The 15,027-nt window shown below is 59.7% G+C and carries 15 protein-coding genes; 13 read left to right on the forward strand and 2 right to left on the reverse strand.

What is annotated here, in order from left to right; translation table 11 throughout:
* Positions 1 to 2 precede the first annotated feature (2 nt).
* The gene (locus tag NCG89_RS09050) at positions 3 to 455 is read right to left on the reverse strand and encodes an EVE domain-containing protein (protein WP_251086204.1); all 453 of its coding nucleotides are present in this window, start codon (positions 453 to 455) and stop codon (positions 3 to 5) included.
* A gap of 114 nt (positions 456 to 569) precedes the next feature.
* On the opposite strand from NCG89_RS09050, the gene NCG89_RS09055 reads away from it, so the two are divergent.
* The 7 genes from NCG89_RS09055 to NCG89_RS09085 all read left to right on the forward strand — a co-directional run bounded on the left by NCG89_RS09055 (position 570) and on the right by NCG89_RS09085 (position 5,830).
* Entirely contained in the window at positions 570 to 1,112 is a 543-nt protein-coding gene (locus tag NCG89_RS09055) for an outer membrane beta-barrel protein (RefSeq protein WP_251086205.1), read from the forward strand.
* 91 nt (positions 1,113 to 1,203) lie between these two features.
* Entirely contained in the window at positions 1,204 to 1,791 is a 588-nt protein-coding gene (locus NCG89_RS09060) for a DUF938 domain-containing protein (protein ID WP_251086206.1), read from the forward strand.
* Between the two features lie 243 nt (positions 1,792 to 2,034).
* Positions 2,035 to 3,600: a glutamate--cysteine ligase gene (gshA, locus tag NCG89_RS09065; protein WP_349631916.1), complete on the forward strand. Its 1,566-nt coding sequence runs from the start codon at positions 2,035 to 2,037 to the stop codon at positions 3,598 to 3,600.
* Positions 3,597 to 4,217 (forward strand): acyl carrier protein phosphodiesterase, encoded by a 621-nt coding sequence (locus tag NCG89_RS09070; protein ID WP_251086207.1) that lies wholly within the window; start codon positions 3,597 to 3,599, stop codon positions 4,215 to 4,217. The genes gshA and NCG89_RS09070 overlap by 4 nt, the downstream gene beginning before the upstream one ends.
* A gap of 74 nt (positions 4,218 to 4,291) precedes the next feature.
* Positions 4,292 to 4,786, forward strand: coding sequence for a disulfide bond formation protein B (locus NCG89_RS09075; RefSeq protein ID WP_251086208.1), 495 nt, complete (start codon positions 4,292 to 4,294; stop codon positions 4,784 to 4,786).
* A complete protein-coding gene (locus NCG89_RS09080; RefSeq protein WP_251086209.1) occupies positions 4,786 to 5,139 on the forward strand; it encodes a CidA/LrgA family protein in 354 nt (117 codons plus the stop codon). The genes NCG89_RS09075 and NCG89_RS09080 overlap by 1 nt, the downstream gene beginning before the upstream one ends.
* Positions 5,132 to 5,830, forward strand: coding sequence for an LrgB family protein (locus NCG89_RS09085; protein ID WP_251086210.1), 699 nt, complete (start codon positions 5,132 to 5,134; stop codon positions 5,828 to 5,830). Before NCG89_RS09080 ends, NCG89_RS09085 begins: the two co-directional genes overlap by 8 nt.
* On the opposite strand, the gene NCG89_RS09090 is transcribed toward NCG89_RS09085, so the two are convergent.
* Positions 5,827 to 6,462 carry a TetR/AcrR family transcriptional regulator gene (locus tag NCG89_RS09090; RefSeq protein ID WP_251086211.1) on the reverse strand — a complete coding sequence of 212 codons (636 nt, stop codon included), beginning with the start codon at positions 6,460 to 6,462 and terminating at the stop codon, positions 5,827 to 5,829. The genes NCG89_RS09085 and NCG89_RS09090 overlap by 4 nt on opposite strands.
* A 731-nt stretch (positions 6,463 to 7,193) precedes the next feature.
* Here NCG89_RS09090 and NCG89_RS09095 point away from each other — a divergent pair.
* The 6 genes from NCG89_RS09095 (at position 7,194) to NCG89_RS09120 (ending at position 15,009) form a co-directional block, all read left to right on the forward strand.
* Positions 7,194 to 9,305 (forward strand): TonB-dependent receptor, encoded by a 2,112-nt coding sequence (locus tag NCG89_RS09095; protein WP_251086212.1) that lies wholly within the window; start codon positions 7,194 to 7,196, stop codon positions 9,303 to 9,305.
* A 75-nt stretch (positions 9,306 to 9,380) separates the two neighbouring features.
* A complete protein-coding gene (locus tag NCG89_RS09100; protein ID WP_251086213.1) occupies positions 9,381 to 10,184 on the forward strand; it encodes an enoyl-CoA hydratase/isomerase family protein in 804 nt (267 codons plus the stop codon).
* 20 nt (positions 10,185 to 10,204) lie between these two features.
* Positions 10,205 to 11,833, forward strand: coding sequence for an AMP-binding protein (locus NCG89_RS09105; RefSeq protein ID WP_251086214.1), 1,629 nt, complete (start codon positions 10,205 to 10,207; stop codon positions 11,831 to 11,833).
* A 3-nt stretch (positions 11,834 to 11,836) separates the two neighbouring features.
* Positions 11,837 to 12,982: an acyl-CoA dehydrogenase family protein gene (locus NCG89_RS09110; RefSeq protein WP_251086215.1), complete on the forward strand. Its 1,146-nt coding sequence runs from the start codon at positions 11,837 to 11,839 to the stop codon at positions 12,980 to 12,982.
* A gap of 34 nt (positions 12,983 to 13,016) precedes the next feature.
* Positions 13,017 to 13,997, forward strand: coding sequence for a DUF7064 domain-containing protein (locus NCG89_RS09115; protein ID WP_251086216.1), 981 nt, complete (start codon positions 13,017 to 13,019; stop codon positions 13,995 to 13,997).
* A 4-nt stretch (positions 13,998 to 14,001) separates the two neighbouring features.
* Complete coding sequence (locus NCG89_RS09120; protein WP_251086217.1) at positions 14,002 to 15,009, forward strand: phosphotransferase family protein; 1,008 nt, start codon at positions 14,002 to 14,004, stop codon at positions 15,007 to 15,009.
* Positions 15,010 to 15,027 lie beyond the last annotated feature (18 nt).

The following is a 15,027-nucleotide window of genomic DNA, read 5'->3' on the forward strand; positions in this document are numbered from 1 at the left end:
CATTAAACCATCGCCAGAATCGCCTGCCAGTGGGCCTCCTCCACCGGCATAATCGACAGTCGATTGCCCTTTTTCAGCAGGGTCATGCCTTCCAGGGCCGGGTTCCGCTTTAGCTCGCCGAGGGGGATCAATCGCTTGAGCTTTTTCTCGAATTTCACGTCAACCATATACCAGCGGGGGTCGTCGGCGCTGGCTTTGGGGTCGTAGTACTTGGACTCTGGATTCTGGGCGGTGTGATCCGGATAGGCTTCTTTCACCACCGAGGCAATGCCGGCAATACCTGGCTCACTGCAGGCCGAATGATAGAAAAAAATCTTATCGCCCTTGCGCATCTGGTCGCGCATGAAGTTGCGCGCCTGATAATTGCGCACGCCATCCCAATGCTCCCGCCCCCTGCTTTTTAAGTCGTCGATACCAAAGGTGTCGGGCTCGGACTTCATCAACCAGTACTGCATCACACTTTTCCCCATCAAGGCCCGCGGTAGGCATTTCCACCTATTCTAGCCCTAAAGCCCCGCCGTTAAAGTCCGTTCGAATTTTTCAACAACCTCAACACGGATGACTCGCTGATGAAAGGACACCTCCTGCCCCTGCTGTTTTGTGCCACCCTCGCCACCACCGCCCACGCCGAAAAATTGCCCTATATTTACCTGGGTGCAAACTATGCCGAAACGGAGGTCTCGGACGAGGGCCTGGATATCGACCTGCCTATGGCCTACGGTCGACTGGGATTTGTGGTGAACGAAATGTTTTCACTCGAACTGCGTTACGGCGAAGGTACTCAGGACGAGCGCGTGTTCTTCACCGTCGATGATGATCTCTACTACGCCGATTTCGAGGTGGACAAGATGGTCGGCGCCTACCTGAGAACGGGATATCAGCTGGGCGACTATTTCTATCCTTACCTGATGCTGGGCCGTACAGAAGGAACATTACGAGCTTCCGGCAACGGCTCAGCGACCGCCAAAGAAAAAGATATCTCTTACGGTGTCGGCATAGACATGAATTTACCCAGCACCCGGGTGCAGCTAAATATCGAATACATGCAGTATATCGACAAGGGGCAGACAGAATTCTCCGGTCTTGCCATCGGTATCCTCGGCTACTTCTGAACCCACCGGGCGGGTGTGCCCCGCCCCACCCAACTTGGCGGCGCCCCGGCCGCCCGGTTACCCTGTCGGTCCACTTTGCGGTAGGACCCTCATGGACAAACCTTTTTCCCAAGCCTGCGAAAACAACAAAGGGCCGATTCTGGAAAGGCTCAGCGGATGGTTCGACAGCACCCAGCACGTGCTGGAGGTGGGCAGCGGCACCGGCCAGCACGCTGTGCACTTTGCCGCGGCGATGCCGCAGCTGCAGTGGCAATGCAGCGATCAGCATTTTAATCTGCCCGGCATTAACGCCTGGCGGACTGAGGCCCGATTAAGCAATCTCCCCGCCCCCATTGCGCTGGATGTCACCCGGGAGTGGCCGGCTCAGCGTTTTGACGGCATTTACACCGCCAACACCTGCCACATCATGAGCTGGGCCATGGTCGAAGCGCTGTTTCGCGGCATCGACCAGACCCTGCAGCGGCCTGGCACCCTGGTGATCTACGGCCCCTTCAATTACGGCGGCCAGTTCACCTCGGAAAGTAATGCCCGCTTTGATGCGCATTTGCGCCAGACGCACCCCCAGCAAGGGATTCGGGATATTGAGGCGGTGAACGATCTCGCCCAGTCGATTGGCCTGACCCTGGCCGACGATGTTGCCATGCCTGCCAATAATCGCCTGCTGCGTTGGTGCCGCTGACTGGGGTCAACTGACAGGCAAAAAAATGGGCGCCCAATGGGCGCCCTAAAAACTTACCTAGAGTAGGAGACTTCGGAAACTTAGAGCGCTGCCGCTCCAGGAAAGTTCACATCCCCTACAAAAAAAGTTTTTCGCCCCCACCGTAATGACCTGAGCCCCCAGGCGTCTCTCTATGGCGCTTGTTCAAGCTCTGGCACGGAATTACACTTAGCGGCCTTTCGCTGCTCCATTGAGGACAGAATTTTGGCAACACCGCGAATGTCCCGGCTGGCCTTTTTGGCCGAGGCCGACAACCTGTCCATGCTCACCGACATTCGGCGGGGCATCGAGAAAGAAAGCCTGAGAGCGAATGGGGGCGGCAAACTGGCCCACACCCCTCACCCAGCGGCATTTGGCGCCGCCATGACCCACCCGTCGATCACTACCGACTTTTCGGAAGCCCTACTGGAGTTCATCACGCCAGTCAGCCACTCCATCGACGACACGCTGGCCGAACTCGACGCCATACACCGCTTTGCCTACCGCGAGCTTGGCGAGGAGTTTCTGTGGAACGCCAGCATGCCCTGCATTCTGGGGGAGAGCGACGACAATATTCCGGTTGCCCAATACGGCAGCAGCAATCCCGCCCAGATGAAAACCCGCTACCGGCTTGGCCTGGGCCATCGCTACGGTCGCAAAATGCAAACCATCGCGGGGATTCACTACAACTTCTCCCTGCCCCCAGCCCTGCTCGAAGCCCTGTATGCGAAAGAAGGCGGCAACCGCACCTACACTGAGTTTGTCACCGAGGGCTATTTTGGCCTGATCCGCAACTTCCGCCGCTACGCCTGGCTGCTGGTGTATCTGTTTGGCGCGGCGCCAGCGGTATCGCGCTGTTTTCTGAACGGCCGCCAACACAGCCTGCAGCAACTCGGTGAATTCACCCTCTACAAGCCCGAGGCCACCTCCCTGCGCATGGGCAACCTTGGCTATCAGAGCGATGCCCAGAAGGGGCTCAACATCTGTTACAACCGCCTGGACAACTACATCAACACCCTGCGCAAGGCGATTGTGACCAGTTACCCTGGCTATGAAGGCATTGCCGCCGACCAGCAACTCTCCAGTGGCCTGCTGCAGATCGAAAACGAGTTTTACAGCCCGATTCGTCCCAAGCGGGTCACCGCCAGCGGCGAAATCCCCCTGGGCGCGCTGCAGCGCGGCGGCGTGGAATACATTGAAGTGCGCTGCCTGGACGTGAATCCCATGCTGCCGGTGGGCATTAATGCCGAGCAGATCCGCTTTCTCGACGCCTTCCTGCTGTTCTGTTTCTGTGACACCAGCCCGCTCTGCGACGACAGCGTCAATGCCGCCACCATCGACAATATGCTGGCGGTAGTCGACGACGGCCGCCAGCCCGGATTGACGCTGATGGATCGGGGCACCCCTCGGCGATTGAAGGATTGGGCGGAAGATCTGCTCGGCGGAATTCGCGAAACCGCCGCCCTGCTCGATCGCGCCCACCAAAGCGAGCGTTATATGGCCAGCTGGCAGGCCCAACGCGCCAAGGTTGAGAATCCGGCCTTAACCCCCTCCGCCCAGATCGTTGCCAAACTGGAAGCTGAGGGGCTGAGCTTTCACGAGCTGGCCATGGGGTATTCCCTTGCACACGCTGAGGCCTTCCGGGGCCAGGGCTTGAGCGAGGACGAAGTACAGCGCTTTAAGGCGATGCGCGAGCAGTCGCTGGCCGATTTGGCCGAGGCCGAAGCGGCCTCCACTGAAACCTTCGAGGACTACCTGGCGCGGTTTTACGCCCAGTACCAGCAACTGTGAACTATCTGGCCCACTTTCATCTGGCCGATGCGGTTGCCCGCCGCAGCGGCTTTGACGATCAGGGGCTGCTGATTGGCGGTTTGCTGGGTGATTTTGTCAAAGGCCCCCTGCGCGGCGCTCACCCCCACCCCTGGGAAGTGGGTATTCGCCTGCACCGGCGCATCGACGCCCTCACCGATACTCACCCCCTCACCCGCCAGTGCCTGGAAGACTTGCCGAAGGAATATCGGCGCTACGGCGGCATCATGCTGGATTTGTGCTTCGACCACTGTTTGAGCACCCAGTGGCCGCGACTTCACCCCGACCCCCTGCCCGCCTTCAATCAACGCACTTATCGCCAGGTACTCGATCACGCCGCTGACTTTCCCCGGGCCGCCAGCCGCCAGATGCAAATTCTGGCGGACTACGATGTGCTCAGCGGCATGTCGGACTGGCAACGCATTGAAGCCATGCTCAAGCGCATCGGCCAGCGCATTGTTCGGGCCAACCCGCTGGCCAACTGCGGGCCCACCCTGGCCCGGCAGATGCCAACCATTGAAGCCCGCTTTCTGGAGATGTACCCGCAACTGATCGAGGAACTTTGCGACGGCTTTGAGGCTCTGACAGAATCGCCTTAGCGTTAACGACAGGCTCGGCGACTTGCCCGTACAATAACCGCCTCATTACCCATTGATTGCCAAGCAGGACCATCATGCCGCTGACCGCCCGCTGGATTTATGCCCTTGTTGCTGCCGCCTGTGCAGCCCTGTTGAGTTATGCGCTCTACACCGAATACTTCGATGGTTTGAATCCCTGCCCGCTGTGTATGACCCAGCGCGGCTTCTATGTGCTGGCCGGGCTGACTGGCCTGGCGGCAGCGCTGATCAACCCCGGCCGCAAGGGCCGCTACCTTGCCTCGGGCTTGGTCGCACTGTTTTGCGCTGGCGGCGCTGCCGTCGCCGGCAGACAGGTCTGGTTGCAGTCTCTGCCCGCTGACCAGGTGCCCGCCTGCGGCCCCAGCCTGGAATACATGTTCGCCAACCTGCCCTTTGGCGAAGCCTTCCGCACCCTGATGATGGGTGACGGCAATTGCGCTGAAGTGGTATGGACCCTGTTCGGGCTGAGTATGCCCAACTGGTCGCTGATTTGTTTTGTCGTCCTGGCCGGCGCCGCGATCATCGCCGCCCTGCCCTGGGTCAAGCGCTGATGCTGGCAGGCTTTTTTACCCTGCTCGCCTTCCAGCTGCTGGGCGAGGTGCTGCAACGTCTGCTCGACCTGCCCCTACCCGGCCCGGTAATCGGCATGTTTCTGCTGTTCGGCTACCTCTGCATTCGTGGTGAGGTGCCCAAAGACCTCGAAACCGGCAGCCAGCGCCTGATCGACCTGCTGCCTCTGTTATTGATGGTCCCGGCGGCGGGCATGTTTTTTCTCGGCGATCAGTTTGCCGACCAGTGGCCGGGATTCATCGCGGCTATCTCGCTGGGCACCCTGGCCACGCTGGTATTCAGCGCCCTGATACTGGGATGGCTCAGCAAGCGCCGGCAAGAGAAGCATGACTGAGTTGCTCAACAGTCCGCTGTTTGCGCTGACCCTGGCGCTGGGCGCCTATGTGGTGTCGCTGAAACTGTATCTACGCAGCGGCCGCTTCGCCCTGCTTCACCCTACCGCCAGCGGCGCCGCGCTGATCGCCCTGGCCCTGGTGCTACTGGACCGGGATATCACCGCGTTCTATCAGGACGTGAACTGGCTGTTATTCCTGCTTGGCCCCGCCACCGTGGCGCTGGCTATTCCCCTGTATCGGCAGCTGCACCTGCTGCGCGACATCGCCGGTCCGCTGCTGCTGACCACCGTTATCGGCGGCAGCTTTGCCTGCCTGTCAGCATTGGCCCTGGCCTGGCTGTTTGGTGCCAATCAGCAGACTTTGCTGTCGCTGACCACCAAATCGGTCACCACCCCCATCGCGATCGCAGTGACCGAGGGCATCGGCGGGCTGATTACCGTCGCCGTGGCATCGGTCATTCTGACCGGGGTGGTGGCCATCGTGACAGTGGAGTGGTTATTCAAAAAACTGGGGGTAGAGGATGATCGGATCTGGGGCTTTTGCCTGGGCCTGGCTGCCCACGCCATTGGCACCTCCCGGGCCTTTGAACGCAGCCCTGTTGCCGGGGCCTTTTCCAGTCTTGCACTGTGCTTGACCGGCGCGTTTACTGCCGTGGTCGTGCCACTGGCCGCCCAGTGGTTTGCGACCTAAGCTGACGCAGGCTTGGCCAGGCTGCTGCGACAGAACCCTTTCAGCGTCGACATGGATTTACTGACATCCACCAGCTCGGGAGTGACCAGCCACTGATAAATCATGCCGTAAACCCGGCTGTAGAAATCGGTGACAAATTGCTGAATATCCAGCTCTGGCGAAAACTCCCCCTCGGCGATCCCCTGCAGCAAAATGCGGGTCAGGCTGTTGCGGGACTCGGTGTTGTAGCGCAGTAACTCGTTGCGCAGCACCGAAGGGTGACCCAGGGCATCGAACCACAGGGTATACATCACCTTCACGTTCTCCGGGTTCTCTACAATAATGGCCTCAATTGCATCGACCCGGTGCACGATGGCGTCGAGCCCGGTCATACCTTCGGTGTGGCGGATCAAGGTGGAAAACCACAGCTCCCGGTGGGCATCCATAATGCGAATGTAGAGCTCTTCCTTGCAGCCAAAACGCGCACTGGCCAGGCCGCGACTATAGCCAGCCCGCTCTCCGACTTCCTTTAAGGTGATCTTTTCGGTCCCAAATTCCAACAGCAGCTCGGTAGCAGCCTGCAGCATTTTCTTATCGGATATCGCGACCCGTTCCGCCTGGGTCAGTCGGGGGGCATTGTCAGTGGGGCACATGGTTCTGGGCTCATCAAATTAACGGCTTATTATAGCGGCACTTCCTGTCAGTCGTGGCAGCGGCGCACTTTGTCGCACCGGCAGCCCTGAAGTCCGATGCAATTATAGAAAGCAATAATTGCCTAAACAAGAAACTTATTTGTTTTGAGCAAATATATTTTTAGCCAATTCCCGCCTCTTTTTGCGTAGATACTACGCACTTCTCATGCCGGAGTGTTACCAAACAACTCATCTCTCTCTGCTGCCAAAAAAGCATTTTTTATTTAAAAACAATATCTTAATAGCGCACACCGTTGCCATAAGGCTGCTTGAATGGCGCAATGAACAACACCTCTGCGCTTATAAGAAAACAATCTGACAACGACTTGTTTCAGACACATTTAAACTTGTTTGCGCCAAACAAATTAGTTGACTCTCCACAGAACGCGCCGTTAGTATGCTCAGCACGAGTGAGTTCTCAGCAGAGAAAATAACAGGGAATGCTCACAGAGAAGGCCGCATCGGTGGCCATGTGTTATCTCTTACCAGCATACGTGTTCTTTCCGGGGCGCTTCAGTACCAACAACTGAGCCCATCGCTTAACTCCCTCGATAACTTGTGAAAATAAAACCCGAAGGGCCTTGAGTATGAAAAACGCACTACAGAAGCTAGGCATCGTATTTCTAACCGTCCCAGCCACTGCCCCACTAATTGCACAAACCCAGAAAAGCACCGCAATAGAAGAGGTTGTGGTGACGGCTGAACGACGCAGCCAAAGCATTCAGGATATTCCTGCCAGTATCTCCGCCTTTGACGAGCGGGCAATTCGCGATGGCGGCATTGTTGATGTCAGTGCCGTTGCCCCCAAAGTCCCCGGCTTTTATGCAGGCGGGTTCGGCACCAGCCGCCCTCAGCTCTATATCCGCGGGATTGGTACTCGCCAATTTGACCCCGGCTCAGAATCCTCCATCGGTGTGTTTGTCGACGAAGCCTACCTGGGCCGCACCGGTGGCGTGTTGGGCACACTGAAAGATGTCCAACGGATCGAAGTACTGAAAGGTCCCCAGGGCACCCTGTACGGCCGCAACGTCATCGGCGGGGTTGTCAACGTGGTTACCAAGGCCCCCACTGAAGAATTTGAAGCGGAAGCGGAAGCCGGCATCGGCAATTACAGCAGCCGCAATGTCTACGGCGCCGTGTCGGGCCCCCTGAATGAAGACAACACCGTGCTGGGCCGGATTTCGCTGTGGGACAGCTACCGGGAAGGTTACATGACCAACCTGAACAGTGGCGAAAACCCCCAGGGCCTGGACAACACCGGTGGTCGCGGACGTCTGCAATTCAAGCCCTCTGACAGACTGCGCGTTGACCTGATTGGGGAATTCGCCCGGGACACCGGCGACTCCTTCCAGGGCGAAAGCATCGGCTCCACCACCAACCCCAACGGCATACTGCTGGGCACCGGCACACCAACCAAGTCGAGCAACCCCTACAAGCAGTACTACAGCTCGGATACCGATTACAGCCGGGATATTGATTCCTTCAACGCCCGGGTGGAATACGATTTTGATGCAGGCACCCTGGTATCGATCTCGACGTACCGGGAAATGACCTACAGCGACGACCGGGATTTTGATAACACCGATCTGGATGTGATCCGTCAGATCTCCGACGAAGAATCAGAGCAAACCAGTCAGGAGCTGCGCTTTGTGTCCAACCCGGACGGCAACCTGTCCTTTGACGGCAAAGTCGATTGGATCGTCGGTCTGTACTACTTCAACGACGAAAGCACCCACACCGACACCTTCCTCTACGGTGAGGATTCGGTGATTTACGACCCCACCGTGCCCGGTGGTCAACGCGACCTCACCGGCGGTGACTTCAAAACCAAGAGCACCGCTTACTTCGGCCAGGCCACCATCATGCTGACCGAAAAACTGGATATGACCCTGGGTCTGCGCTACACCAAGGACGAAAAAGAATCGGTGATGTACGGTGAAACCAACGACAGCTCGCCCCTGGTGAGCGCCGATTTCACCACCGTGAATCCGACCAGCGAGTTCACCTCTACCGACCCGAAAATCGTGTTCAATTATGTACTGAGCGACGATGCCAGCGTCTACGCCAGCTACAGCCAGGGCTTCAAGTCCGGCGGTTATCAGTACACCCCGCTGACAGCAGAACAGGCCGGCCAGGTATTTGATCCGGAAGAGCTGGTTGCCCTTGAGCTGGGTTTCAAATCCCAGTGGCTGGACAACTCGCTGACCTTCAACGGCGCCATCTACCAGTTTGATTACACCGACATTCAGGTATCCCGCGTGGTGCAACTGCCCAACGGCAGCACACCTTCGCTGATCGATAACGCTGGTGAAAGTGAGATTCGCGGTCTGGAAGCGGACCTGATGTACCGCCCCACCTACGCCCTGACCCTGAGTCTGGCCTACGCCTACACCGATGCCGAGTACAAAGACTACGTTGCCAGCGATGCCGTCGACTACTCAGGCACTCGCATGGTTCGCGCACCCGAGCACTCCTTCAACCTGGGCGCCGAGTACCTGTTTGAAATTGGTGGTGGCATGGAGTTGGTGCTGCGCGGTGACTACTCCTACATGAGCAAGTTCTACCACGAGCCCGGCGAAGCCAATGCCAAATACGGCAGCACTGCGCCGTTCACCAAAGAAGACGGCTACGGCCTGACCAACCTGCGCGCGACCATCAACAAAGACAACTGGCGTTTCGCCCTGTGGGCCAACAACGTCTTTGACGAAGAGTACCGCAGCACCATCCTCGCGTTGCCTGGCCAGGTCATCAACATCTACGGCCTGCCAAGAACCTTTGGCGCGACCGTGTCCTGGTCTTACTAATCACCTGACCTAAAACCGCCCCCCGATGCCGCGAGCGGCATCGGGACCGGCTCACCTCGCCAGGAGCTTTTCCCCATGGCCCACACCTTTTCCCAATTACAGGTCGAGCGCAGAGACAATATTGACATTGTCAGTCTGAACCGCCCCGAAAACCTCAACGCGCTGAACAAGGCGCTGTTCACTGACTTATCGAATTACTTTGCCGGCCTGCAGGAAGACTACACCTGCCGCGTGGTGATACTTCGCGGAGAGGGCCGCGCCTTTTGCGCCGGTGCCGACCTCGACTCAAGCGCCTTCGCCGCTGGCGAAGGCCGGGAAGTGGCCCAGTACGAAACCCAGCGCCAGGCCTCCAGCCTGATCCGCTTAATGCGCAGCTGTCCCCAGGTCATTATTGCCCTGTGTCACGGCCCGGTCTGCGGCGGTGGTTTCTCCCTGGCCCTGGCCGCCGATGTGCGTATTGCCGCCGACAACACCAAAATGAATGCCGCCTACCTCAAGGTCGGCCTGAGTGGCACCGACATGGGCTCGGGCTATTTCCTGCCCCGCCTGATTGGCCTGTCCAATGCGTCGCTGTATCTGCTGACCGGCCGCTTTATCAAGGCCGAACAGGCGCTGAACATGGGTCTGGTCTCCGATGTTGTCCCGCTGGAGGCACTGCTCGACACCGGCCTGAACCTGGCCAATGAAATGTTACAGGCATCGCCGCTGGGCTTGCGTCTGACCAAAGACGCGCTGAACGCGCTGATCGATGCTCCCAGCCTGGAATCCGCCGTCGCCATTGAAGACCGGCAACAGAATTTATTGATTGGCACCGCCGATCACCGGGAGGCCGTTGATGCCTTCCGCACAAAACGTTCCCCCAATTACCGCAATTGCTAACGCGCTGAGAGATAAGCCCAATGCAAGGATCAATGATGGATGTGCCTTTGCTGCTGTCACGGCTCATCGACTATGCAGCAAATCACCACGGCCAGACCGCCGTGGTCGCCCGCCGCATCGACGGCAGCATCGAACACAGCAATTGGCAGCAAATTCGCAGCCGGGCCAAAACCCTGGCCAACGCCCTGCTGGACAAACCCTTCAGCAGCGAAACCCGCTTCGCCTCGCTGACCTGGAACACCAACAACCACCTGGAAGTGTTCTATGCGGTGCTGGGTATTGGCGCGCCGCTGCATACCCTCAATCCCCGGCTGACGGTGGATGATCTCAATTACATGATTGCGCTGATGGAAGACCGGGTGTGCTTCTACGATGCCAATACTCAGCCGCTGGCCGAGGCCATCGCCGCCAGCAGCGACCATATCAGCCAGTGGATCTACCTGGATGAGGGCGAGGCCATGCCCGCCACTACGTTGCCCAACGCGGTGGCACTGAGCGCGTTCAAGGCAGGGTTTGACGACCAGTTGGCCTGGCCCAGCTTTGACGAAAACGACGCCGCCACAGTGTGCTTTACCTCGGGCACCACCGGCCGCCCCAAAGGGGTTGCCTACAGCCATCGCAGCCTCACCCTGACCGCCATGAACATGACCATGGCCGACATGTATGGCAACGCCCGCAATGGCGAGCTCGTCTGCGCCATGCCGGTGGCCCCCATCTTCCATGCCAACGGCTGGATGATGCCCTTCTCTGCCCCCATGAATGGCCACAAGCTGGTCTTGCCCGGTCGGGATTTCACCCCCAAAGGCATCGTCGAGCTGATGGAGCAGGAGCAGGTCACCATCGCCGGTGCCGTACCCACCGTGTGGAACGATCTGATGAAAGAAGTGGATCGCCGTGGCATTACCCTGCCTGCACTGGATACCGCGCTGGTCGCTGGCACCGCCATTCCCGAGCGCCTGTTCGACGAGCTGGCGTCCCGGGGCATTCAGGTTCGCACGACCTGGGGCATGACCGAAAGCCCCGGCGCCACCCGGGCCACGCTGCCGCCCGGCGCAAGTCAGCACAGCGATGACCAGCGCCGGGCGATTACCATCGGTCGCCAGGGCCGGGTCGGGCTGCACGCCGACCTGCGCATTGTCGATGAAGACGGCCAGCCCCTGCCCCACGACGGTGTCGCCGCCGGTGTATTGCAGGTTCGCGGCCCCACCGTCCTTGGCCGCTACATCGGCGAGAGCGAAGAGCAAACCCGGGAGTGGCTGGATACCGGCGATATTGCGGTGATCTATCCCGACAGCACCATGCAGATCGTCGACCGGGCCAAGGATGTGATCAAGTCCGGCGGCGAGTGGATCAGCTCACCCCAGCTGGAAGCCGCCGCCATCAGCCATCCCGATATCGAGCTGGCCGCCGCAATCGCGGTGCCCCACCCCCGCTGGCAAGAGCGGCCCATGTTGTTGTGCACCCTGAAAAACCGCGATTCGGCCCTGGATGCCGATACCCTCCGCGAGCACATGACCCAGCACGTGGCCAAGTGGTGGCTGCCGGAGGAAATCCTCTTTATTGATGCCATGCCGCTGACACCCACCGGCAAAATCAGCAAGCTGGAATTGCGCAAGCAGTACGCCAGCCGCCCCGAGCAGAGTTTTTAAGCAATGATCCTTACTACCGATCAGCAACAGATTGCCAACGCGGTCAGCGATTTCGCCACCGACGTGCTGGCGCCCAATTACCAGCGTCGGGAGCAGCTCGGCGTGCTGGATCGCGAGCTGGTTAAGCAAATGGGCAGCCTCGGTTTTCTCGGCAGCGACCTGCCAGAAAATCTCGGTGGGCTTGGCCTGGATGCCGTCACCGCCGGGCTGATTGCCGAGCGGATGGCCTACGGCGACTTCAATCTGTCAGCACTGCCGGTCAATGTATCCCTGCTTGGCGCCATTATTTCTCGCCACGCCAGCGCCGACATTCAGGCCCAATGGCTGCCGGAAATGGTGGCGGGTCGGGCGATTGTCGCCATCTGCCTGACCGAGCCCCGGGGCGGGTCCGATGCCGCCGCCCTGCAAATGCGGGCCCGGCGGGACGGTGACGACTACCTGCTCAATGGCGAAAAAGCGTCCATTACCTTTGCCGACTGCAGCGATGCCTCGGTGGTATTCGCCCGCACCGATCACGGCGAGCGCGCCAATGGCGTTAGCGCCTTTTTTGTCCCCCACGACCTGCCCGGAATCAGCCGGGGCCGCTACGACGACCTCGGCAGCACCGTCATCGGCCGGGGCTCAATTTTCTATGATGACGTGAGAATTCCGGCCCGCTACCGCCTCGGTGACGAGGGCCAGGGCTTCACCCAGGTGATGCAGGGCTTTGACTACAGCCGCGCCCTGATCGGCCTGCAGTGCTGCGGCGCCGCCCAAGCCTCGCTGGACGAAGCCTGGGCCTACAGCAAAGAGCGCGAAGCCTTTGGTCGCCCCATTGCCCAGTTTCAGGGAGTCAGTTTTCCGCTGGCAGAAGCCGAGTCCACCACCGCGGCCATACGCCAGCTTTGCTATCACACCCTCGCCCTGCGCGATGCCGATTTGCCCCATACCGCCGAGGCGGCCATGTGCAAATGGATGGGCCCCCGCAAGGCGGTGGAAACCATACACCAATGCCTGCTGACCTTCGGCCACTATGGCTGGAGCAAAGACCTGCCCCATCAGCAGCGCCTGCGCGATGTGATGGGACTGGAAATCGGCGATGGTACCGCCGGGATCATGAAGCAGATTATTGCCAAAGAACGGGTCGGACGCGCCGCCATTCAATACTGAAGCGCGCTGCCACTCACCATGTAACGGAGTCACTATGTCAAGCAATCAAGAATACGCCATCCGCCTTGCCGAGGGCGCCCCCACCGCCAACTACCAGCCCGAGGACGACCTGCGCCACCGTCCCGCCCCCGGCGGCAAAATGCGCGACTCCCTGTTCTGGGAAATGATCATGCCCGATGAAAAGCTGGGCTTTCAGGCCTACCTGTATCTGGCAGGCACGGGCCAGGCTGGCTTTAACGTGATTGTGTGGGGCGAAGACGAAAAGCCCCACGTGCTCGAATTTGGTCACGGCGAAGTGGGCGATGACATGGATTTCGACAACTTCAGTCTGAACGGCCTCACCCTCACCCAACCGGAAGTGCGCAAAACCGCTGTGCTTCGCTACGAAAGCGAGCGGGTCAAGCTGGAGTACGAATTCACCGCCATCCACGAGGCCTTCAGCTTTCATCAAAACCCCCAGGGCCTGCCCAAGTGGTTTGCCCTCAACCGCTTTGAACAGACCGGCCGGGTAAAAGGTTTTCTCGAGTTTGACGGCCGCCGGATTGAGTGGGATCGCATTGGCCACCGGGATCACTCCTGGGGCAGTCGCCAGTGGGGCGTTCCCCACCACTGGAAATGGCTGATTGCCTACACCCCCGACGGCAGTCATGTGGTGAACGGCTGGATCTACATTGCCAAGGGCGAAATGGGCTTTGCCGGCTACGTGGTCAAAGACGGTGTGATGACCCCCATCGACCGGATCGAGCACCACGCCGAGTACGACGACGATATGGGCCAGCAGCGCCTGCAGGCCGACATTCTCGACACCAGCGGCAATACCACCCGCCTGGAAATGCAGCGCTTCGGCCTGGTGCGTCTGCCCACCAACGACAAAATGGACACCATGATCATGGAGGCTGCCTGCAATGCGCAGATCGACGGCCATGACGCGGCGGGCCAATTTGAAACCCACTGGCCCAAGTCCTACGTTGAATATTTATCTGCCCAGAATAAAAAGGGCCTGAGCGGGAAGTAATGACATGAGCTGGACCTGGACTGACACCACCCTGGGCCGTTTGCGGGACTTCCTTGAAACCCGCGATGTGCTGCACGGCCCGATTACCACCAAGCCCATTGGCGATGGCCACTCCAACCTGACCTATCTGGTCAGCGATGGCAAACGCCAGGTCGTGGTGCGGCGGCCGCCGCCACCGCCCCTGCCGCCTGGCGCCCACGATGTGCTACGCGAGGCGCGGCTACTACAGGCACTGGCAGGCAGCGGCGTGCCCGTGGCCCGGGTGCTGGCAGTGGACAGCGCGCTGGAAGTGCTCGACGTGCCCTTTTATGTGATGGACTTTGTACCGGGTGAAGTGATCACCGAGCGTACCCCTCCGGCCCTGTCGTCCCCCGACATTCATCAGGCAATGGGCGAAACACTGATCGATACCCTGGCCGCCCTGCACCGGGTCGACTGGCGGGCCTGTGGCCTGGCCGACTTCGGCAAGCCGGAAGGCTTTAATGCCCGCCATTACCGCCGCATTCGCAGCCTGATCACCGATGATCAAGGTAAAGTGCCCACTGCCTTTGCTGAGCTGGACCAGTGGCTGGCCGCTGACATTCCCGGCGAAAGCGGCGCCACCATCATTCACAACGACTTCCGCATCGGCAACGTAATGTGGGCCGCCCAGGGCCCGGCAACACTACTGGCGGTACTCGATTGGGAGCTGGCCACCCTGGGTGACCCGCTGATGGACCTGGCCTACTTCCTCAACTGTTACCCCGAGCAAGGCGCGCCCCGCACCCCCACCCAGGATTTGGCCACCGCCGTGCTCGAACCCGGCTTTGCCAGCCCCTCCGCGTTGGCCCAGCGCTATGCTGAGCAAAGCGGCCGGGATATCACTGGCCTGCGCTGGTACCGTGTGTTCATCAACTGGAAACTGGCCGTGCTCTACGAGTACTCCCGCCAGCGGGGTGAAGATGCCTACTACGCCGAACCCGGTCTGGTGCAACGCTTTCTGGACGCTGCCGACCGCCTGACCCGGGGCTAGGGCCCCACCGCTTGAGTG

Origin of the sequence: Spongiibacter taiwanensis (assembly GCF_023702635.1) — a bacterium.
GTDB classification, from domain to species: Bacteria; Pseudomonadota; Gammaproteobacteria; order Pseudomonadales; family Spongiibacteraceae; genus Spongiibacter; species Spongiibacter taiwanensis.

What these genes read in the sequence shown, in the direction of transcription:
- NCG89_RS09080 (WP_251086209.1), top strand. Translation starts at nt 4,786, where the DNA reads ATGCTGGCAGGCTTTTTTACCCTGCTCGCCTTCCAGCTGCTGGGCGAG.
- NCG89_RS09120 (WP_251086217.1), top strand. Translation starts at nt 14,002, where the DNA reads ATGAGCTGGACCTGGACTGACACCACCCTGGGCCGTTTGCGGGACTTC.
- NCG89_RS09075 (WP_251086208.1), top strand. Translation starts at nt 4,292, where the DNA reads ATGCCGCTGACCGCCCGCTGGATTTATGCCCTTGTTGCTGCCGCCTGT.
- NCG89_RS09090 (WP_251086211.1), bottom strand. Translation starts at nt 6,462, where the DNA reads ATGTGCCCCACTGACAATGCCCCCCGACTGACCCAGGCGGAACGGGTC.
- NCG89_RS09085 (WP_251086210.1), top strand. Translation starts at nt 5,132, where the DNA reads ATGACTGAGTTGCTCAACAGTCCGCTGTTTGCGCTGACCCTGGCGCTG.
- NCG89_RS09115 (WP_251086216.1), top strand. Translation starts at nt 13,017, where the DNA reads ATGTCAAGCAATCAAGAATACGCCATCCGCCTTGCCGAGGGCGCCCCC.
- NCG89_RS09110 (WP_251086215.1), top strand. Translation starts at nt 11,837, where the DNA reads ATGATCCTTACTACCGATCAGCAACAGATTGCCAACGCGGTCAGCGAT.
- NCG89_RS09105 (WP_251086214.1), top strand. Translation starts at nt 10,205, where the DNA reads ATGCAAGGATCAATGATGGATGTGCCTTTGCTGCTGTCACGGCTCATC.
- NCG89_RS09060 (WP_251086206.1), top strand. Translation starts at nt 1,204, where the DNA reads ATGGACAAACCTTTTTCCCAAGCCTGCGAAAACAACAAAGGGCCGATT.
- NCG89_RS09100 (WP_251086213.1), top strand. Translation starts at nt 9,381, where the DNA reads ATGGCCCACACCTTTTCCCAATTACAGGTCGAGCGCAGAGACAATATT.
- NCG89_RS09050 (WP_251086204.1), bottom strand. Translation starts at nt 455, where the DNA reads ATGCAGTACTGGTTGATGAAGTCCGAGCCCGACACCTTTGGTATCGAC.
- NCG89_RS09055 (WP_251086205.1), top strand. Translation starts at nt 570, where the DNA reads ATGAAAGGACACCTCCTGCCCCTGCTGTTTTGTGCCACCCTCGCCACC.